This window comes from Mucilaginibacter sp. OAE612 (genome assembly GCF_041806395.1).
Lineage (GTDB): Bacteria > Bacteroidota > Bacteroidia > Sphingobacteriales > Sphingobacteriaceae > Mucilaginibacter > Mucilaginibacter rubeus.
On the sequence record NZ_JBGMUW010000001.1, the window covers coordinates 68,081 to 90,113 of the forward strand.

The following is a 22,033-nucleotide window of genomic DNA, read 5'->3' on the forward strand; positions in this document are numbered from 1 at the left end:
ACACGAATAACGTAAAGGAAACATTCGTGTAATTCGATTAAATTATAAGTAAGCTATACAGGGATTCGTGCAGATATCATCCTTTACTTACCGGCACTGTCAAATGAATTGTAACTTCGGGCGGTGTGCCGCTTCTGTCGATACCATATTTGGGAGGTTGTACTTTAAAATCGCCTTTAAACACACCCTCGCTGCCTTTTTCATCAAACGTAAAATGGATGGCTTCGGGATTGGTTTTGCCTTTCATTGTTAGCTTTCCGCTGGCTACGTAACCGTTACCGCTTTTTGACACCGAGGTTGATTCGAACCTGATGGTTGGATAATCGTCGGCGCCCAGGGCCGATTTTACGTGGCTGGTTTTAATAAAAAAGCCCGTGGCTGCGGTTGTAACATCAATAGTTGCCGAAATTTTAGCTTGTTCGGGATGGTCTTTATCAAATGTGATATCGGCCTTTAAACCGCCGAATGAACCGCTTACCCTGTGGCCTTCAAAAGTTACCTGGGCTTCATCGCCTTTCACTTTCCAGTTGCCAAAAATAGCGAATGCCGAAAAGGCTGTAAAAGCAATGATCAGGGCAGAAAAAATAATTTTTTTCATAAAATAGATTTTTAGAGTTATATCAATCAAAATAAAATGTAATGCGTTTTGTAGTAATTACGCTTGTTAAGTAAAACAGGTTGCTTAGCCGGAAAAAAGTTACCTTTGCACCAGTAGGGTTGTTAGCTTTAAGCTTTGAGCATTCCGCTTTCAGCTCTTAATTTAATACCTGTCAAATCTAATGATCAAACATCTCAATATTACAGTTAAAGGCAAAGTGCAGGGTGTTTTTTACCGTAAATCAACCAAAGCGGTTGCCGATCAGCTTGGTGTACGCGGTTTTGTATTGAATGAGCCCAACGGTGATGTGTATATCGAAGCCGAGGCTGATGACACATTTCTTGATATGTTTCTTGAATGGTGTAACGAGGGCCCTCAGGATGCAGAGGTAAATGCCGTTGAAAGCCATGAAGGCGAATTGAAAAACTATCGTAATTTTGAGGTTGTTAAAAGGCGTTTGTAATTAAACACAAACTCATTAAATCGAATATCTCCATTGTCTACTATAAAAAAATTCGCCGGGCAAACTGCTATATATGGTCTGAGTACTATCATTTCCCGGATGATCTACTTTGTTTTAACGCCAATTTATACGCGTACCCTGCCGGTAAGTGCTAATGGCGTTTTTACATCGGTATATGGAAGTGCTTCTATCATTAACGCCATTTTGGCTTTTGGTATGGAAACTACCTATTTCAGGTACCTGCAAAAACGGTCGGATAACAAACAGCAGGTTTATAATAACGCGTTTGGTGTTGTTATAATGGTATCAGTAATATTCCTGGTTTTTTGTGTGCTATTTTTAAATCCTATTGTCAATTACATGCAGGCCGGCGTCACTAAAGATCATGCCGACTATACTTTTTACGTAAAGTGCTTCCTTGTAATTTTAGTGCTTGATGCTTTTTGCGTAATCCCTTTTGCCCGTATCAGGGCAGAAGGCCGCCCCATAAAATACGCCATTATCAAATGCTCAAACATCGGCCTTGTATTGATGCTCAATTTGTTTTTTCTGTTCGGCGTTCCGTTTATAATAAATCACCATTTGCCATCCGGAGCGTGGATGGCAGGTTGGTACAGGCCCAATTGGGTAGGATATGTATTTTTAGCTAACGCAATAGCAAGCGGGCTTACCATATTATTGCTATTGCCCGAGATATTGCAAATGAAGCTGAAGTTTGACGGTGCCATGTTAAGCGAAATGTTTGCATACAGCTGGCCTATATTGATAGCCAATATATCGTTCATCATTAATGAGTCATTGGATAAAGTGATGCTGAAGCAAATGCTGCCCCAAAGTATTGCCGATACGCATGTGGGCATTTATGGCACCTGCGCCAAGATTGCATTATTCCTGAGTATTTTCGTGCAGGCCTTCAGGTTAGGCGCCGAACCGTTTTTCTTCAGCCATGCAAAAAACAAAAACTCGGGCGAAACTTATGCCCGCATCATGACCTACTTTGTAATTATGGTGGCCGTTATATGTGTAGCACTCATTGCCAATGTTGATATACTGGCTACTGTTATAGTAGGAAAAGAAACGCATGAGGTGAAACATCATATAGTTTACAATCCGTTTTGGCAGGGCCTTGGCGTTGTACCGCCTTTATTGTTCGGTTATCTGAGCCTTGGTATTTATATGAATCTTTCGGTGTGGTATAAATTGTCTGACCAAACCCGGTATGGCTTATATATATCTGGGATAGGAGCGGTATTAACCGTTATTTTAAACTGGCTGCTCATTCCTAAATACAGCTATATGGCTTCGGCGTGGATCTCGTTTGTGGCCTATGCTACCATGATGGTGCTCTCGTACCTGTGGGGGCAAAAAAATTACCCCATCCCGTATAACCTAAAAAAGAACCTCGCGTATATAATTGTCTCGGTATTGTTTGTTTTTCTGTCGTTCACGGTATTTAAACGTAATATTTTTGTTGGTAACGGGCTTTTACTTTTATTTGCGGCCGGGGCGTATTACTTTGAACGCAAGGAGTTAAAAGCTATATTTAAACGATGATCATCCGCATAATTAACAAATCAAAAAATAGTTTACCGGCTTATGAAACTGCTCATGCGGCAGGCATGGACCTGCGTGCCGATGTAGAAACAACGGTAGTGCTTAAACCAATGGAACGTAAACTCATTCCAACAGGTTTATATATTGAATTGCCCGAGGGTTTCGAAGCGCAAATCCGCCCAAGAAGCGGCCTGGCATTTAAGCATGGTATTGGTATTGTTAATTCGCCGGGAACCATTGATGCCGATTATCGCGGTGAGATCAAGGTGTTGCTGATCAATTTCTCGACAGAGGATTTTGAGGTCAATACCGGCGACAGGATAGCCCAGATGGTAGTTGCCAAACACGAGCGTGTTAACTGGGAGCAGGTAGAAGTACTGAACGAAACCCAAAGGGGCGAAGGCGGCTACGGGCATACAGGGAAGTAATTAGAGTCAGGACTATAAGAGTCAGGAAGCAAGAAAGAAATATAGTCAAGACCATTAGAGTCAGGAAACAAGACGAATGAAGATTGGTAAAAGCAATATTAAATTAGAAAGTATACGGAAAACACACCTGTTTTCTGCACCTTTTCTTGCTTCTTTATTCTTGCCTCTTGCCATCTTGCCGCTAAATTCTCAGGCTCAGCATAAAAAGAACGGCGATAATAAAACACTGACATCGGCAGGTAAGGTGATGAGCTACCAGGACAGCGCTATGGTTAAGCAGCTTTTCTTTTCGGCCCTGCGCGAAAAAACGGTGGAGAACTATAAACTTGCTACCGAAATGTTTGAGCGCGTTTTACAGGCCGACCCTGCAAATGATGCTTCCTTATATGAGCTGGCCAACCTTAAAAGGCAGCAAAATGATTTTGCAGCTTCTGAACCCCTCCTGGAGCAGGCTGTAGCAATAAATAAGGATAACGAATGGTATTGGGCGGCACTGGCCGATAGCTATGAAAAAACCAATACCATTGATAAGCTTGAAAATGTTTTTAACCAGTTGATCAGGCTTAACCCGGATAAATCAGCGTATTATTTTGACAAGGCCAATGCTTTCACCATCCTGAAAAGGTACGATGATGCCCTTAAGGTGTATGACGAGATTGAAAAACTGAATGGTCCGAGTGATGATCTTTTAGCCAATCGTCAAAAGATCTATTTAAAGCAGGGCAAAATTGACCAGGCCACTTCCGAACTGGAAAAAGAGATAGCCGCTAATCCCGGGGAGATCCGTTATTACCTGGCCCTTGGCGAAGTTTATAATTCGAACGGGTTTGCCGATAAGGCGCTTAAAGTATTGCAGCAAGCTGAAAAGCTTGATCCGCGAAATGGTTTGGTGCACTTTGCGCTGGCCGATATCTATCGCGATAAAAAGAACAACGAAGCCAGCTTTAATGAGCTTACCCAGGGATTTGCCATTCCGGATATCGGCATCGATCAAAAAATTAATATTATATCCGGATACTTTCCTAAGTTTCCGGAGGCTAATGCAAAAGCCAGCGCGCTTGAATTAAGTCGGATCCTGACCGTTGCCCATCCTAACGATGCCAGGGCTTATGCTATTTACGGCGATATGCTGATCCAGAATACCAAATATAAAGAGGCAAAGCCGGTACTTAAAAAATCGGCCCAGCTTAATAACCAGGTGTACAATGTTCAGGAACAGCTGGTGCGCCTGGATTTAGGCGACAATGACCTTGATGCCGCTATTAAAGATGGTGAAAACGCATTGTCATTATTCCCGAACCAGGCCTGGATGAATTATCTTGTCGGTGTTGCCTGGGCACAAAAAAAGGATAACAATAAGGCGGTTGGTTATCTTAAAAACGCCACTTCATTAGAACTTCAGGATAAGGAGCTACTTTCGTTAAGTTTTTCATTATTGGGCGATTGCTATCATGAGTTGAAGAATATTAAAAGTTCTGACGAGAGTTATGAGAAAGCTTTAACCTACAATCCGGATAATGCATTCACTTTAAACAATTATGCGTATTATTTATCGTTAAGGAATGAGCAATTGGAAAAGGCGGCAGCAATGTCGGCACATTCCAATGAGCTGCAGCCTAATACAGCATCGTTTGAAGATACTTATGCCTGGATCCTGTTTAAACAAAAAAAATATGCCCAGGCCAAAGAATGGATGGAGAAAGCCCTGACGCATGATAAAGACAACAGCGGGGTTAAGTATGAACATTATGGCGATATATTGTTTTTCCTTGGGAATACCGATGCTGCCGTAACTAACTGGAAAAAGGCGAAAGGCTTTGGTGAGCAGTCACCAGTTTTAGATCGTAAGATAAATGAAAAAAAATATAGCGAATAGTTTACTTATAGCTTGCTGCCTGCTGGTAATGGTAAGCTGTAAAGCGCGTAAACAAGTTTTGGTTACCCGTAAGGCAGATTCGACCGCAAGGACGAGTGATATTGCCGGCAAACTGGCAGCCATAAGGGCAAACCAGGTAAATTTTACAACATTTGCGGGCAAGGCAAAAACCAAGCTTAGCATCAATAATAACAGCAATGATGTTACCCTGAATATCAGGATAGCAAAAGATAAAAGGATCTGGGTTTCCATCACAGCAGTATTAGGCATTGAAGCTGCCCGCGCCGTTATAACGCCCGACAGCATTATGATCATTAACCGCTTGCAAAGCGTTTACATTAAAAAGCCGTTTAGCTATATATATACTTACGCCAGCAAAGAGGTTAATTATAAAACACTCGAGTCGTTGCTGATTGGCAACGCCGTGCCCGAGCTGGTTAATGAGCAAGCCACTATTGATCATGCCGATGGCAACACAACCTTGAGCGGTACCCTGAATGATCTGGTTTACAAGCTGATACTGGGGCCGGATAATAAGGTTACGCAAACCAATTTAGATAACCAGCGCCAGGCGCAATCATTACAGGTTACCAATAATACCTTTATCGAAGCGACAAACAGGGTATTGCCAGCACAAATAGATATCGCATCAGTAGTAAAAGATAAAAAAATACAAGTTAATTTGCATTATACTAAGGCCGATTTTGAAGTACAGCAAAACTATCCGTTCAGCATTCCTGACGGGTACGAGCCTGGCAAATAATTAATATGTTTATTTAATGAAGTTTTTAAAAGCAGTTTTCTTTTTATTATTGGTACTGGCAGCAGTTAATGTACACGCGCAAAGCAGTGACGAACTGAAACGTCGTAAAGCACAGCTGAATAAAGAGCTTGAACAATTAAATCAAGATTACCAGGAAACTTTAAACAATAAAAAGGCTTCATTAAAGCAGCTAAGCATACTCAAGGCACAGATAAACCTGAGACAGGAAAAAATAGAAAATATCAACTCTGAAGTAAGATTATTGGATAACCAAATCTCTGAGAGTAGTAATAACGTACGTAGTTTACAGTCGCAATTAGATCAGCTTAAAAAGGAATACGCGGCTATGATCCTGTTTGCATACCGCAATCAGAGTGCATATAATAAAATGATGTTCCTTTTTGCATCAAAAGACTTTAACCAGGCCTATAAGCGTTTAAAATATTTACAGCAGTTTGGTACCTACCGTGAGCGGCAGGCCGCCTATATACAAGGTACACAGAAGGAGCTGCATGTTAAAATTAATGAGCTTGACCGGACCAAGGACGAAAAGAATGATCTTTTAAAGGATCAGCAAAAAGAAAAAGAAACACTGGGTAATGAACGTAATAACCAGGTTAAAGTAGTAAGCGATCTGTCACAGCATGAGGGGATCCTGAAGAAACAGCAAAAAGATCTGCAGGCTAAGATAGTAAAAACAAACCGCGCTATTAACGAAGCTATCCGCAGGGAAATTGAAGAGGCCAGGCGCAGGGCTGCTGAAGAAGAAAGACGCAGGGCTGAAGAAGCTGCAAGACTGGCCGCAGCCAAAGCAAAGGCCGAAAATAAGCCCGCGCCTGTTGCACCGGCTCCGGCTAAGCCGGCTGCCGCGCGCAGTACATCAAGTGTATTGAATGCCACACCCGAGGCCGCTAAGCTGTCGAACGACTTTTTGGGTAATCGCGGTGGTTTGCCATGGCCGGTATCCAACGGGATAATTACCCAGGGTTTTGGTACCTATACCACGCCCGAAGGTATCAGGAGTGAAAGTACAGGTGTTGATATCCGTACTAACCAGGGCAGCACCGTAAGGGCTGTATTTGATGGTACGGTTGTAAAAGTGGGGGATGTGAGCGGGACCTATTTGGTAATTATATTGCATGGGGAGTATTTTACAGCTTATAGTAATTTACGGTCGGTAACTGTTGCGCGTGGGCAAAAAGTGAGCACTAAACAAGCTATCGGCACGGTGGCAACTGATCCATCGACAGGAGAAACGGAGGCGCACTTTGAAATTTATAAAGGAACAACACCGGTTAACCCCAAGATCTGGCTTGCGCCTAACTAATTAGTTATGAACTATAAGAAATTTTAATTGTATATATTTGTATCCTTAAACAGAATGCTATGTTAAGTTCAGTTTTGTTATTTTTAAATATTGGTACGGGCGAGATGGTACTGATACTTTTTGCAGCATTGATGCTATTTGGCGGCGAAAAACTGCCCGGCCTGGCACGGAGCCTGGGTAAAGGGATCCGCGACTTTAAAGATGCCTCTGAAGATGTTAAACGTGAGATCAATAACCAGATCAATAATTACGAGGAAAAGAAACCTGCACCTAAAGTAGAAGAAGAAAAACCGCTTTTAGATGAAAAAGCTTCAGAAGCTCCGGAAGCTGCAGCTGAGCACGAAAAGCCGGTTGTTGAAAATACTGTTCCAAATACAATCGCGATCAGTGATTATCATGTAAATACCCCGGCTGAGCCGGAACACCAAAGTCATATCAATTTAGATAAGACCATTACCGGTAGCCATCTGGATACCGAAAAAGAAGAAGAATACAAATCATAATATAATATTAATCATACATAAAACTTAAAATCATGGGTGGATTAGGCGCACCAGAAATTATTCTGATCATCATTGCGATACTTTTATTATTCGGCGGTAAAAAAATACCTGAATTAATGAGAGGCTTAGGGAAAGGCGTTAAGGAATTTAAAGACGCGCAAAACAGCGACGGCTCATCTTCTTCATCTGAAGAAAAAAAAGCTTAATACCCTAACAGGGATTAGGTTTTAATGCCATTTTTATCGAGTATATGAACTTATCTGTTGATTTATTTCTTATTTCAACGGATAAGTTTTTTATTTTAGCCCCATGGCTAATATTTATTCCTCTTTAACCGAAATAAAGAGCGGGTTGGAACGTGCAGAAATTACTGTTGAAGGTCTTGTAAAGGGCTATTTGCTTGAAATTGAAAAAAATGCTCATTTAAACGCTTTTAATGAAGTGTTTGCCGATGAAGCGCTGATTGCTGCAAAAAACGTTGACAACAAAATAAAGAATGGCACCGGCGGCAAATTAGCCGGTATGGTTGTCGGCATTAAAGATAATATCTGCTATAAAGGGCACCAGGTTAGTGCCTCCTCAAAAATCTTAACCGGTTTCACTTCCATCTTTTCATCAACCGTGGTTGAACGCCTGCTGGCCGAAGACGCGGTGATCATTGGGCGCTGTAACTGCGATGAATTTGCCATGGGCGCCACCAACGAATCATCATACTTTGGCCCGGTAAAAAACCATGCCGATGAAACTAAAGTTGCAGGCGGTTCGTCGGGCGGTTCGGCTGTGGCCGTACAAGCAGGGATGTGCCATGCCGCTTTAGGTACGGATACGGGTGGTTCGGTAAGGCAGCCGGCTTCATTTTGCGGTGTTGTAGGTTTAAAGCCAACATACGGAACAATTTCAAGGCACGGTATTATCGCCTATGCTTCCTCGTTTGACCAGGTTGGCCCTATCACTAAATCGGTAGAAGACGCTGCATTATTGCTGGAAGTACTCGCAGGTCCGGATGAATATGACAGTACGTTATCACAAACTCCGCCACCTGCATCATATACTAATCTTCAAAAGCCGGAAAAAAAGAAGATAGCTTACCTGCAGGAAGCCATATCAAGCCCGGGTGTTGACACCGAAGTAAAAGACAACCTTGTACAATACATCGATAAGCTGCGTGCCGATGGGCACACAGTTACCCCGATAGCTTTTGAACTGCTGGAATACCTGGTACCAACCTATTATATCCTGGCCATGGCCGAAGCCTCATCAAACCTGGCAAGGTACGACGGTGTGCATTACGGTTATCGCAGTCCGCTGGCTACAGATTTACAGTCTACTTATAAACGTTCCCGTTCTGAAGGTTTTGGTAAGGAAGTAAAGCGCCGTATTATGCTGGGGACTTTTGTTTTGAGCGCGGGTTATTACGATGCTTACTACGCGAAAGCACAAAAGGTACGCAGGCTGATACAGGAAAAAACAAACCAGATACTGGAAGAGTATGATTTTATACTGGTGCCTACCGCACCCGAACCGGCCTTTAACATAGGTAAGGAAGAGAAAGATCCGGTGGTAATGTATCTTTCTGATATTTTTACCGTACAAGCCTCATTAACCGGCGTGCCGGCCATATCAATACCTACGGGCAATAACAGCAACGGTTTGCCGTTAGGTTTACAGTTATTAACAAAGCACTTTGGCGAACAGCAACTGTTAGATTTTGCCAAATATTTTCTCGATCTGTAATAAAAAAATGATATTTTAGTAAAATGCTGATGCTTTGGGCATTATAAATTAATCAAATCCCTGAATAAATGAAGAGATTATTTACGCTGACCATTTGCCTCTTATCACTCCAAGTTTTACAAGCCGAAACAAACACAACCAATTCGGCAAAGTCAATTAAGCAAATAAACCGGGTAACCAAATTTAACCCCGATATTGTAAACGCCGACACTACTATTTTACCGGTGCTTAATCAGTCGTTGCCGTTAAGTACATACGGCGGTTTGTACAAGCGCAGGTTAGATTCCATCCGAAAGGATATCCAGTTGGATTATAATGAATATGTACAGGCTTATATCGACCTGTATATGCATAACCGCGATGAAATGGGCCAGGTTGCAGGCTTAACCAAATACTACTTCCCCATTTACGAAAAGGCTTTCCGCGAAGCGGGGATCCCCGAAGAAATAAAATTCCTGTCGATTGTTGAATCAAAGCTTGATCCAAACGCAGTATCAAGGGTAGGGGCCACAGGTCTTTGGCAGTTTATGGGTACCACAGCAAAAACTTATGGCTTAAACATGGATAACTATGTTGATGAACGCCGTGACCCTATCCAATCGAGCTATGCCGCGGCTGCCTATCTGAAAGACGCGTACCAGGAATTTGGCGACTGGCTGCTGGCCATCGCCTCCTATAATTGTGGTAAAAGCAATGTGGAACGCGCCGTTGAAAAAGCAGGTGACGTAACCGATTTCTGGAGCATCCGCCAGTACCTGCCTGTTGAAACCCGTGGTTATGTGCCGGCTTTCATCGCCATGAATTATGTAATGCACTATTTTAATAAACATAACATCGTTGCACAGGCCTGCAATTTCTCTACCCGTACCGATACGGTGATGGTTAAAAGAGTTGTTCCGTTAAGTAATGTTGCCCAGGCGCTTGATGTTAGTTTAAGAGAGATCACGATCCTTAATCCATCATACAGGATGGCGGTGGTTAATGGCAGCGCTAAGGCGCCACGCAGGCTTATCATTCCGCAAACAGCAAAAGATAATTACGCGGCATTATACAATGTGTTAAATGGTGTTGATACACCGGTGAAACCTGCTGCTAAGCCCGCTGTTTACGCCGCCGTTCAATATACACCGGCTAAGTCTGAACGCAAAATCCCTACTCATCATAAAGTGAAGAGAGGCGAAACGCTTGCGTCTATAGCTGATATGTTTGGTTGTGAGGTTTCCGATCTGAAAGTTTGGAACCATCTTAAAACTAACCGGGCGCCTGTGGGGGCGACGCTAAGGGTATCGGCAGGGGAAGTTGCTGCCAACGTGCAGGATGACGGCGGGTATTCAAAGAATTAATTTTTTTAGTCGGGAAGTCCGCAGTCCGGAAGTCCGAAAGTATTTTTTGTCGGGAAGTCCGATGTCCGCAAGTCCGAAAGTTGAGATCCAGCTTTCGGATTTGTCTTTTATACTATTGTAAGTTCTTCAATCGCCGCCCGGTTAATGGCTACAGTGGTACAGCGACCGCAAACAAAGTACTTTTAGCGGATTGTTAGTGTAACCCCTGTTTTTATTATATATCTTATTATCAATATTTTATATTGACAAATTGCGAAAAGTGTTAACCCTGTTAACCCCCTCGCCGCCGCTCGCATCCTGGCGAGTGGCGATTATCAAGCGGCCTCTGGCCGCCGGGGCAAAGTAACTTAGCCGTTTTAACTTGCGCTCGTTTGCAACGAGTGCTTATCTTGGGTTAGCGTTTATAACGCGACTGGCGATGCAATCGCCAAACCATATTAAGCACTCGTTGCAAACGAGCGCAAGAGATGATAGTATAAGAATCTTTCGGACTTCCGGACTTTCCGACTTTCGGACATAAAAAAACATTTGTATTTTTATAGATAAAAAGTCTTTCCGTGAAAATCTTTCGGACTTATGCGGACTTTCGGACTTCCGGACAAAAATATTGCTATGGAAAAGCCAAAAGAAAATATTGATGAATATATTGCCGGTTTCCCGGATGATGTACAACAGAAACTGCAACAGGTGCGCGAAACCATCAAAGCCGCTGCCCCAGATGCCGGGGAAGCTATCAAATATGCTATTCCTACCTTTGTGCTCAATGGCAATTTAGTGCACTTCGGCGGTTTTAAGAATCATATCGGGTTTTATCCCGCACCGCAGGGTTTGGAAGAATTTAAAGAAGAATTGTCGGGTTATAAGGGAGCCAAAGGCTCGGTTCAGTTTCCGCTTGATGAGCCTATGCCCCTCGATCTGATCACCAAAATTGTAAAGTTCAGGGTTCAGAAAAATATAGAGAAGGCAAAGAAGAAAAAATAGAACATTGCCAAATCCGTTCTTTTAAACACATCTTATCAAAACTTTAACCATATTTTATCCTCTTTTTAACATAATCGCAAAAAGGGGCTTTTTTATGTTTGTTCCATAAAAAGAATTGTAATTTTGGGCGCTTCAATTTGAAAAAAATGAATAAAACTAACCGAAAACAGGATGCGCTGAATTACCACTCGCAAGGCCGTCCCGGAAAGATACAAGTTGTACCTACCAAACCAACAAATTCGCAGCGCGACTTAACCATGGCTTACTCGCCCGGTGTGGCTGAGCCATGTTTAAAGATTGCTGACAATACCGAAGATGTTTATAAATATACCGCCAAAGGCAATCTGGTAGCTGTGATCAGTAACGGTACTGCCGTACTTGGCTTGGGCAACATCGGCCCTGAGGCCAGCAAGCCTGTAATGGAGGGCAAGGGCCTGCTGTTCAAGATCTATGCGGATATTGACGTGTTTGATCTTGAGCTGAATGCTAAAAGTGTTGATGATTTTGTAAACATTGTAAAAGCGCTTGAGCCTACATTTGGTGGTGTGAACCTGGAAGATATTTCGGCCCCAACCTGCTTTGAAATTGAGCGCAGGCTAAAAGCCGAAATGAATATTCCCGTAATGCATGATGATCAGCATGGTACCGCCATTATATCCGGCGCGGCTTTGATGAACGCCTGCGAAATCCAGGGAAAAAAACTGGATAAGATAAAGATGGTAGTTAACGGTGCGGGCGCCGCCGCGGTATCCTGTTCAAAAATGTACCTGTCATTAGGGGTTAAAAAAGAGAACCTGGTGATGTTTGATATCAATGGTGTACTAAACCAGGAACGCACCGACCTTGACGATATCAGGATGGAGTTTGCTACTGCCCGTACAGATGTTAAAACACTGGCCGATGCCATGAAAAATGCCGACGTATTTGTCGGCCTTTCGGCAGGTAATGTGGTAACCCCCGATATGCTGAAAACCATGGCTAAAAAGCCCATTGTTTTTGCTATGGCCAACCCGGTGCCCGAAATTGATTATGACCTTGCAGCCGGCACACGCGATGATATTATTATGGCAACCGGCCGTTCCGATTTTCCTAACCAGGTAAATAACGTGCTTGGTTTTCCTTACATCTTCCGCGGGGCGCTTGACGTTAGGGCTACTGCTATTAACGAGGAAATGAAAATTGCCGCCACGCACGCCATTGCCGAAATGGCTAAAAAACCGGTTCCCGAAGCCGTTAACCTCGCTTATAACCTTACTAACCTGAAATTTGGTAAGGATTACATCATCCCTAAACCAATGGACCAAAGGTTGATCACCGAGGTATCCATGGCGGTGGCAAAAGCAGCCATAGCTTCAGGTGTAGCCCGTAAGGTGATCACCGATTGGGATGCGTATGCAGAGGAGCTGAGGGTGCGCCTGGGTACTAATGATAAGCTGCTGCGGAACCTTACCGCTAAAGCAAAACAGAACCCTAAGCGCGTTGTATTTGCCGAGGCTGATAATTATAAGATCTTAAGATCGGCACAGATAGTGAAAGAGGAAGGTATTGCCACCCCTATTTTGCTGGGCAATATTGACAGGATCAAAAAGATCATCCATGATAATGACCTTGATTTGGGCGATGTTCATATCATTGATCCGCGGGAAGGCTGCGAGCATATGGATGAGTATACCGAGTTTCTGTATAACAAACGCCAGCGCAGGGGGATTACCCTGTATGAGGCTAAAAAGCAATTGGTAGACCGCAACTACTACGGCGCTTGTATGGTACAATTTGGCCGGGCCGATGCGCTGATCTCGGGTTTAACCAAAAACTATGTAACCACAGTAAAACCGGCCCTGCAAATTATCGGTACTGAAGAAGGTGTGAACCGTGTTGCGGGCATGTATATGATGATCACCGCTAAAGGCCCTGTATTTTTTGGTGATACTACGGTGAACGTAAACCCGTGTGTGAATGATTTGGTTGATATTACCGTGCTGATTGAACGCTCGGTAAAGCAGTTTAACATCAGCCCGAGGGTGGCTGTGTTATCATACTCCAACTTTGGGTCGAACGAAGGGGAGATACCAGAAAAAACCAGGGAAACAGTAGCGATACTGCATGAAAAATATCCTGATATGGTTGTCGACGGCGATATGCAGGCCAACTTTGCGCTTAACGCTGATTTGCTTGATGATAACTTCCCGTTCTCAACACTCAATGGTAAACCGGCCAATACGCTGATTTTCCCTAACCTGGAGTCGGGCAATATTGCCTATAAACTTTTGCAGGAAATAGGCGGTGCCGAAGCAGTTGGACCGATATTGGTTGGCTTAAAGAAACCCGTGCATGTGCTGCAGTTAGGCAGTTCGGTACGAGAAATTGTAAATATGGTTACCATTGCGGTGGTTGATGCGCAGGCAAAAGCTGCAGCCAAATAAGCCAAGCCCCCTCTAAATCTCCCCCGGTAAGCCCCACCCAAACCCTCCCCGGAAGGGAGGGCTTTTAAGAAATCTCCATAAAGTCTCCCCTACCGGGGGAGATTTAGAGGGGGCTAAAGACGCTGGTATTTAAATGCTTAGCGTCTTTATCTTTTAAGGCGAGTATAACGCAGCTTTTTGTTTGTCATTATATGAACATAATGACGCCGGAATTTTATCTTTGGATAATCACTGTAAAGGCTGTTTGCCATTAACATCATTGTTTAATAATCTTAATAAAGTAATAATATATGTATGATTATATTAGTGGGAAACTAATGTTTAAAAGCCCGTCGTATGTGGTTATAGATGCGGGAGGGGTAGGGTATCATATTAATATTTCGGTAAATACCTATTCGGGCATTAGTGACGACGAAAAATGTAAACTCTTTGCATGGTTACACGTAAAAGAGGACGCGCACACGCTTTACGGCTTTGCTACAGAAGGCGAGCGCAGGTTGTTCTTACATTTGATCTCCATTTCGGGTATCGGGCCAAATACGGCAAGGATGATGTTATCGTCCATAAGCCCGGCCGAGATCCAGGCGGCTATTGTGACCGGTAATGTTTCATTAATCCAGCGGATAAAAGGAATAGGGCCAAAATCGGCCCAGCGGATCATTTTGGAGCTGCAGGATAAGCTGCGTAAGGAAGGCCCCGATACCTTAACTGTTGTGCCGGTGAGCCAGACGGTTAAGGATGAAGCACTATCAGCATTAGTAATGCTGGGCTTTGCGCGTAACGTTGCCGAAAAGGTATTAGACCAGGAGATCAAGAAAAATAATGGCGAATTAACGGTTGAAGAACTAATTAAGTTCGCGTTAAAAACGCTATAATTACGGATAAATATCTACTAACTTTTGATCAAAGTATTTACTTATAAGACACTTATAAGTGTGTTGTTCATTGTGGTGTTCGGGGGGCTGGGAAATGTGTATGCACAACAAAAGCCTTCGCCTTCGGCTAAAAATGATACAACCAAATCAAATGCACCAATAAACCTGACCGCGCCACGAAGCCAGCGGATGAGGGAAGGTATTTTCAATACCGACCCGGCAGGCCTGGTACGTACCATTGAATATGATCCGGCCACAAACCGTTATATTTTATACGAAAGGGTAGGTAATTTGCTTTACCGCCCCCCGCAGTATCTTACGTTTGAGCAATATTTAAAACTTAAAGAACGATCGGTCCAACGGGGCTATTTTCAGCAACTGGCAGATAATTATGCCTATGATTCGCAGCAGCCGGGGTTTATACCGCCTATAAAGGTCAGGAGCCGTACGTTTGAGCAGATCTTTGGTAGCTCGGTGATTGATATCCGTCCGCAAGGATCAGCAGAGATGATCATGGCCGGGCAAATAAATAAAAATCAAAACCCGCTGTTTAACACCCGTCAGCGCAGCCAGTTTAACTTTAATTTTGATCAGCGCATCCAACTCAACGTAACCGGTAACATAGGCGATAAGTTAAAAATCACCACCAATTACAACACCGACGCGCAGTTCCAGTTTGAAAACCAGATAAAGCTGGATTATACAGGCTCGCCCGACGAGATCATTCAGAAAATTGAGGCCGGTACGGTTAGTATGCCGCTTAATACCACGCTGATCACCGGTAGTCAGGCGCTTTTTGGCGTTAAAACCAAGCTGAAATTCGGGCGGCTGGATGTTACAAGTATCTTTTCGCAGCAACGCTCACAGTCAAAAACCATCACCATTACCAATGGCTCGCAACAAGGTGAGTTTAGGTTGACGCCTGCCGATTATGAGGCCAACAAACACTTCTTCCTGTCGCAATATTTCAGGAATAATTATAATAGGGCGCTGGCCAATATCCCGATCATCAGCTCCAATGTAAACATTACTAAAATTGAGGTTTGGACAACCAATCGTACCAACGTAACTACCGATTCGCGCGATATATTGGCCTTCATCGACCTTGGGGAAAATAACCCATACAATAAAACAAGGATTGTGGGCGGCGGCAGTGCCCTGCCCGCGGGTTTTAAAGGGCCGGGTTTTGCCCAGCAATCAAACAATCTGTTATCTGTTTTGCCGCAAAATGCAAGGCTCACCAACTCCAATGATGTGGCCAGCTTTTTCCAGGGATCGGGCAATACGGATAACTATTCAAAACTAACTTACGCCCGCAAGCTTACTGATAAGGAGTATACCCTGCACCCGCAGTTAGGTTACATCTCCCTAAATTATCCCTTAAATAATGATGAGGTACTGGCGGTTGCTTACCAGTATACTGTTAATGGTGTGCAATACCAGGTGGGTGAATTTAGCAGCGATGTTGCCGTTAACCCAAATACGCCTAATGTGCTTTTTGTGAAATTGCTGAAAGGCGAGTTATTGAAAACCAACCTGCCTACCTGGGATTTGATGATGAAAAACATTTACTCCCTCGGTGCTTTTCAGATAGCCCCTACCAATTTTAAGTTAACTGTTACCCGCCTTGATGATAAAACGGGGATCGAAAAAACGGTAATGGAAGAGGGGCAAAACCTAAAAGGTAAGCTGTGGCTCCAGGTAGCAGGACTTGATAACCTCAACCAGCAAAGCGATAAAAAGCCGGATGGCTACTTTGACTTTTTAGAAGGAATCACCATCGATTCGCAAAACGGGCGAATCTCGTTCCCGGTGGTGGAGCCTTTTGGTTCGGACCTGGCATCCAAATTTACCCCGGGCGAGACCGACCTGGTTAAACGATACGTTTATCAGCCATTGTATGACTCAACCAAAACCATCGCACAGCAATATTTCCCGGCATTAAACAGGTATGTAATCAAGGGAACTTATACCTCAACAGGTGGTTCAGAGTATCAACTAAATGCAGTTAACATTCCGCAGGGATCGGTGAACGTAACCGCGGGTACCGTGAAGTTGCAGGAAGGGAACGATTATACGGTTGACTACAATGCCGGGCGGATCAGGATCCTGAACCAGGCACTGTTATCTTCCGGTCAGCCTATTACCGTAAAGCTGGAGAATAATGAATTGTTCGGCGTGCAGCAAAAGTCATTATACGGTACCAGGCTTGATTATCATGCCAGCGATAAGCTTCAGTTGGGTGCTACTTTGATGCACCTTACCGAACAGCCTATCACCCAAAATGAAATTGCCGGCGAAGAATCCATCTCCAATACCATTTGGGGGTTTGATGCCAATTACAGTTCAAACTCCCGGTTTTTAACCAGGCTGGTTGATAAGATCCCCGGCATCCATACCAAAGTGCCATCGTCCATTAACTTTTATGGCGAGTTTGCCAAACTGATGCCAGGCAGTCCCGGTGCATTGAATTTTGCAGGCTCCAAACACGGCACATCTTATCTTGACGATTTTGAAAACAGTCAATCGGTAATAGATATTAAAGGAGCTAACAGCTGGCAAATTTCAGGAACGCCGCAATTGTTTGGCGAATCGGCTTTGTTTGATAACCTGAGCTATGGCTATAACCGTGCCCGGCTGGCTTTTTATAATATCGACCCTATATTTTATACCAATACAGGTTCCATCCCTATATCAAGAAGCGAGCTTTCCAACCATTATGTAAGGCAGGTGATTGAGCAGGAAGTTTTCCCTTACAAGCAGTCGGCTACCGGGCAGCCGATTAGCCTGGCTACGCTCAACATGGCTTTTTATCCAAGTATCCGTGGGCCGTACAACTATGCTACCACAGGTATTAATCCCGACGGTACCTTGCAAAACCCTAAAACACGCTGGGGCGGTATGTTCAGGAAGCTGGAAACAAATGATTTTGAATCGTTGAACGTATCCTACATCGAGTTTTGGATGCTTGATCCATTCATATACAAACCAAACTCGGCTGGTGGCGACTTGTACTTTAACTTAGGTTCGCTATCGGAAGATATTTTAAAGGACGGGCGTAAAAGCCTGGAAAATGGTTTGCCTGTTGACGGCGACCTGACCAAGGTGGATGAAACCAGCTGGGGGCGGGTGTCTAAACTACAGCCGGTGATTAATGCTTTTGATAACAACCCCGATGCCCGTAAACTGCAGGATGTTGGTTTGGACGGCATGAACGACCAGGATGAACAAACCAAATTTGCCCCGGTTGTTCAGCAGATAAAAGGACAACTGAACGCGCAGGCCGCGACTGCCATTGCTGCCGACCCTTCATCCGATGATTATCAGTATTACCAGGGCCCCGCGCTGGACCAGGCCCGCGCCGGCATCCTTGAACGTTATAGCAAATACAACGGTACCGACGGTAACTCGAAAACGGCGCAGCAGTCACAGGCCGAACTCGGCATTCAAAATTCAGCCTCAACTTCGCTGCCCGATGGTGAGGATATTAACCGCGACAACAACATGAGCCAGGAAGACTCATACTTCCAATACAAGGTATCTATGCGGCCGGCCGATATGGTTGTTGGTCAAAACTATATCAGCGATAAAGTTACCGCACAAGTGAAACTGCCTAACGGTACAACCCAGGCAGTTAACTGGTACCAGTTCCGGATCCCAATCTCAGATTATCAATCAAAAGTGGGCAACATCCAGGATTTTAAGGCGATCCGTTTTATGAGGATGTTCATGACCAACTTTGCTGATACCGCCGTGCTTCGTTTTGCGACCCTGGAACTGGTGCGCGGCGAGTGGCGTGCTTTCAATACCGAAAAAAATCCGCTGAATGTTATTGCCGATCCGGCTATCCAAAACCCGCCGATAGATAATTCGACCATCGACGTGCAGGCTGTAAATATTGAAGAGAACGGTAACCGCACGCCTATACCTTATGTGGTGCCGCCTGGTATTAACCGCCAGCGTAATTACAATAACCTGCAAACCAATACCAAACTCAACGAGCAATCGCTGTCTCTTAATATAAAAAGCCTGCGCGACGGATATTCAAGGGCTGCCTTTCGTACTTTTTATAATGACCTGCGCAAATACAAACGCATGCAAATGTTTATCCATGCCGAAGGTGATTATTTGAAGGATAATGACCTGAACGCGTTTATCCGCCTCGGGGTTGATTACCAGGATAACTATTATGAGTACGAATTGCCTTTAAAAATAACCCAGCCGGGTACCAGCGACGCAGGAGCAATATGGCCGGATGTTAATGAAATGGACCTGGAGCTTGATTTGCTGATCCGGGCCAAGCTTGCACGTAATCACTCCAACGTGGCCTACAACCAGCTTTTTAAATACACCGAGGGCGATAAGGTAGTTTATATTAAGGGCCAGCCCGATTTAAGCAAGCTGCGTACCATTATGCTTGGCGTGCGCAATCCATATAAAGGCACAAATGTTTTGCCCGATGATGGGTTGGATAAATCAGGAACTGTTTGGTATGACGAGCTGCGCCTTACCGATTTTGACCAGCGCGGGGGATGGGCCGCTACCGCGAGGATTGATGCCAAGCTTGCCGACTTTGCCGATATTACCGTATCGGGCAGTAAAACAACTATTGGTTTCGGTACCCTTGATTCAAGGCTGAATGACCGGAGCCAGAGTGATGATCAAACCTATGACGTATCGGCCAATGTTGAGCTTGGTAAGTTTTTTCCGGATAAAAGCGGCATCCATATCCCGGCATACATCAATTTGTCATCACAAAGGAGCATGCCGCAATATGATCCCGGAGCGCCGGATGTTGAGCTGAAGGCATCGCTGGCGGCGGCAACCAGCACTAAAGAGCGCGACTCTATCAGGAACGCGGCTATTGATATTACCACCCGCAAAAGCATCAACTTTACCAACGTACATAAGGCGCGTACAAACCAAAATGCCCTTAACCATATTTGGGATATCGAAAACTTTAATGCCACTTATGCCTACACGGAATACAATCACCATGATTTTGTGACGCAGAATGACGTGGAGAAAACCTATAATCTCACACTCGCTTATAACTACACCAATCAGCCCAAATACTACAGCCCATTTGCCAAGATCATCAAAAGCAATATGCTGGCCCTGTTCCGCGATTTGAACTTTAGCCTGCTGCCGTCGCGATTGAATTTCAGTATCAATTTTAACCGCTTTTATTCGGAGAATACCCTGCGCGATAATGACCCCAATAATTATATCCCTATCCCGACGACAACATTCAATAAGTATTTCAACATAACCCGTGTATACGGCATAGGCTGGAACCTGTCAAAATCATTACAAATGGATATTGACGCTACCAATCTTTCGGTTGTGGATGAACCCGCCGGTCGGATCAATGGTTTAAAGCGCGATACCCTTTGGGATAACCTGAAAAAGCTGGGCCGTACAACCAACTATAACCACACTATCAACTTTAATTATACGGTACCTATTAACAAAATTCCGGGATTGGATTGGATATCGGCAGTAGCCCGTTACAGTACACACTTTAATTGGCAAACGCAGCCGCTGTTTGCTATCAATAGTACCGCTTATGATGTTGGTAACAGTATTCAAAACTCAAGGGCAATCCAGCTTAATCCAACCTTGAATATGGTGTCGCTGTATAACAAGTTCCCTTTTATCCGTAAGGCGAATAATCCCAATAAAAAGAGCAATATCCTGATAGGCCTGCTAACCAGCATTAAAAACCTGAGCGCAACCTATACCCGTACCCAGGGAACGTTTTTACCTGGATACTTACCGCAGTCGGGCTTTTTTGGTGCAGATGGTAATGCACCCGGGTTAGGCTTTTTATTAGGTAGCCAGGCAGATATCCGGGCCAGGGCTGTAGCTAGCGGCTGGATCACCACCGATACCCTGCAAAATCAGTTGTATACCACATCGTTAAATGAGGATATGCACTTCAGGGGTATTATAGAACCATTTAAAGATCTGCGGATTGAGCTTAGCGCCTTTAAAACCCAGGACCATAACTACCAGGCTAATTTCAAATACCTGGCATCAAGCAATAGTATCGAAACATTAAGCCCCGTTACATCAGGTAATTATAGTGTATCGTTCCTCACCATTGGCACCGCCTTTGAATCGGCAAAGGGAATTAACAATGTATCATCTACTTTCCAGAAATTTTTGGATGCCCGCGCCGTAATATCGCAAAGATTAGGGCGTACCAATCCAAATTCAGCCGGGCTTGTTGATGGTTATGCCGATGGTTACGGGCCAAATTCGCAAAATGTGCTGGTGCCGGCGTTTCTGGCAGCATATGCAGGTAAAAATGCTTCGGGCAGTAACCTGTCGCAATTCCCAAAAATTCCTATTCCTAACTGGCAGGTAACGTACAATGGCTTAGGTAAGATCTCCTGGTTCCAGGATATTTTTGACTCGTTTGATCTGAGCCATGGTTACCGTTCATCATATAATGTAAGCGGCTTTACCTCACTGCTGCAATACCGCGAGGCCAACGGCGCTGCCACTTCGCGCGATTTAAATAATGATTTCCTGCCGTTGTACCAGTTTTCGCAGGTTACCATTTTTGAGCAGTTTGTGCCTTTGCTGGGCGCAAGCGTACGTTTCAAAAACAGCATGACGGCCAATGCCGAATATCGCCAAAGCCGTTCGCTCAGCTTAAGTATGCTTAACAGCCAGTTGGCGCAGCAAAACGAAAAGATCATTGTTTTTGGTTTTGGTTACCACACCAAAGATTTCCATTTTCCGTTTGGCTGGTTTGAAGGCATCCAGCATAAGGACGTGAACTTTAAGCTCGATTTTTCATTGCGCGATAATAAAACGCTCATTTACCGTGCCGACGTTGAATCGGCTGAGATCTCATCGGGGGCGCAAAATATTACCGTAAGGCCATCTGTTGATTATGTGATCAACCAGCGTTTTAACCTGAATTTATTTTATGATTCAAACCTTACCAAGCCCTATACTTCGCAAACGTTTAATACATCATTTACCAATTTTGGGATTAATTTGAAGTTGTTGCTGCAGTAAAATTGAATGAAATACGGGACCTGATAAAGAAACGTCATTGCGAGGTACGAAGCAATCGCGAACTTTACAGGGCTGCTTGCATAGCTACTCTGCCCGTCGGGGATTACTTCGTACCTCGCAATGACGTGGT

At 44.2% G+C, this 22,033-nt stretch carries 15 protein-coding genes; 14 read left to right on the forward strand and 1 reads right to left on the reverse strand.

Annotated features, from left to right (window positions below):
- Nucleotides 1–76: 76 nt before the first annotated feature.
- Nucleotides 77–598: a YceI family protein gene (locus ABID99_RS00270; protein WP_090534323.1), complete on the reverse strand. Its 522-nt coding sequence runs from the start codon at nucleotides 596–598 to the stop codon at nucleotides 77–79.
- 184 nt (nucleotides 599–782) lie between these two features.
- Here ABID99_RS00270 and ABID99_RS00275 point away from each other — a divergent pair, with 184 nt between their 5' ends.
- From ABID99_RS00275 to sprA, 14 genes are all read left to right on the forward strand, one after another.
- A complete protein-coding gene (locus ABID99_RS00275; RefSeq protein ID WP_090534455.1) occupies nucleotides 783–1,061 on the forward strand; it encodes an acylphosphatase in 279 nt (92 codons plus the stop codon).
- 33 nt (nucleotides 1,062–1,094) lie between these two features.
- Nucleotides 1,095–2,615, forward strand: coding sequence for a polysaccharide biosynthesis C-terminal domain-containing protein (locus tag ABID99_RS00280; RefSeq protein ID WP_188833506.1), 1,521 nt, complete (start codon nucleotides 1,095–1,097; stop codon nucleotides 2,613–2,615).
- A complete protein-coding gene (gene dut / locus ABID99_RS00285) occupies nucleotides 2,612–3,043 on the forward strand; it encodes a dUTP diphosphatase (protein ID WP_090534327.1) in 432 nt (143 codons plus the stop codon). Before ABID99_RS00280 ends, dut begins: the two co-directional genes overlap by 4 nt.
- A 175-nt stretch (nucleotides 3,044–3,218) precedes the next feature.
- The gene (locus ABID99_RS00290) at nucleotides 3,219–4,919 is read left to right on the forward strand and encodes a tetratricopeptide repeat protein (RefSeq protein WP_188833505.1); all 1,701 of its coding nucleotides are present in this window, start codon (nucleotides 3,219–3,221) and stop codon (nucleotides 4,917–4,919) included.
- Nucleotides 4,897–5,682, forward strand: a complete 786-nt coding sequence (locus ABID99_RS00295; protein ID WP_090534330.1) for a DUF4292 domain-containing protein — start codon at nucleotides 4,897–4,899, stop codon at nucleotides 5,680–5,682. Before ABID99_RS00290 ends, ABID99_RS00295 begins: the two co-directional genes overlap by 23 nt.
- Nucleotides 5,683–5,698: 16 nt before the next feature.
- The gene (locus ABID99_RS00300; RefSeq protein WP_373612518.1) at nucleotides 5,699–7,009 is read left to right on the forward strand and encodes a murein hydrolase activator EnvC; all 1,311 of its coding nucleotides are present in this window, start codon (nucleotides 5,699–5,701) and stop codon (nucleotides 7,007–7,009) included.
- A 59-nt stretch (nucleotides 7,010–7,068) separates the two neighbouring features.
- Nucleotides 7,069–7,512 carry a twin-arginine translocase TatA/TatE family subunit gene (locus ABID99_RS00305; protein ID WP_188833502.1) on the forward strand — a complete coding sequence of 148 codons (444 nt, stop codon included), beginning with the start codon at nucleotides 7,069–7,071 and terminating at the stop codon, nucleotides 7,510–7,512.
- A 32-nt stretch (nucleotides 7,513–7,544) separates the two neighbouring features.
- On the forward strand, nucleotides 7,545–7,718 hold the full coding sequence (locus tag ABID99_RS00310) for a twin-arginine translocase TatA/TatE family subunit (protein WP_175490113.1): 174 nt from the start codon (nucleotides 7,545–7,547) through the stop codon (nucleotides 7,716–7,718).
- A 103-nt stretch (nucleotides 7,719–7,821) separates the two neighbouring features.
- On the forward strand, nucleotides 7,822–9,246 hold the full coding sequence (gene gatA / locus ABID99_RS00315) for an Asp-tRNA(Asn)/Glu-tRNA(Gln) amidotransferase subunit GatA (RefSeq protein ID WP_373612519.1): 1,425 nt from the start codon (nucleotides 7,822–7,824) through the stop codon (nucleotides 9,244–9,246).
- Between the two features lie 68 nt (nucleotides 9,247–9,314).
- Nucleotides 9,315–10,589, forward strand: a complete 1,275-nt coding sequence (locus tag ABID99_RS00320) for a transglycosylase SLT domain-containing protein (RefSeq protein WP_373612520.1) — start codon at nucleotides 9,315–9,317, stop codon at nucleotides 10,587–10,589.
- Between the two features lie 612 nt (nucleotides 10,590–11,201).
- Nucleotides 11,202–11,570, forward strand: a complete 369-nt coding sequence (locus ABID99_RS00325) for an iron chaperone (RefSeq protein ID WP_373612521.1) — start codon at nucleotides 11,202–11,204, stop codon at nucleotides 11,568–11,570.
- A 146-nt stretch (nucleotides 11,571–11,716) separates the two neighbouring features.
- Nucleotides 11,717–13,993 (forward strand): NADP-dependent malic enzyme, encoded by a 2,277-nt coding sequence (locus tag ABID99_RS00330; protein WP_354485710.1) that lies wholly within the window; start codon nucleotides 11,717–11,719, stop codon nucleotides 13,991–13,993.
- A gap of 290 nt (nucleotides 13,994–14,283) precedes the next feature.
- Entirely contained in the window at nucleotides 14,284–14,868 is a 585-nt protein-coding gene (gene ruvA / locus ABID99_RS00335; RefSeq protein WP_090534345.1) for a Holliday junction branch migration protein RuvA, read from the forward strand.
- Between the two features lie 24 nt (nucleotides 14,869–14,892).
- Nucleotides 14,893–21,903 (forward strand): cell surface protein SprA, encoded by a 7,011-nt coding sequence (sprA, locus tag ABID99_RS00340; RefSeq protein WP_373612522.1) that lies wholly within the window; start codon nucleotides 14,893–14,895, stop codon nucleotides 21,901–21,903.
- Nucleotides 21,904–22,033 lie beyond the last annotated feature (130 nt).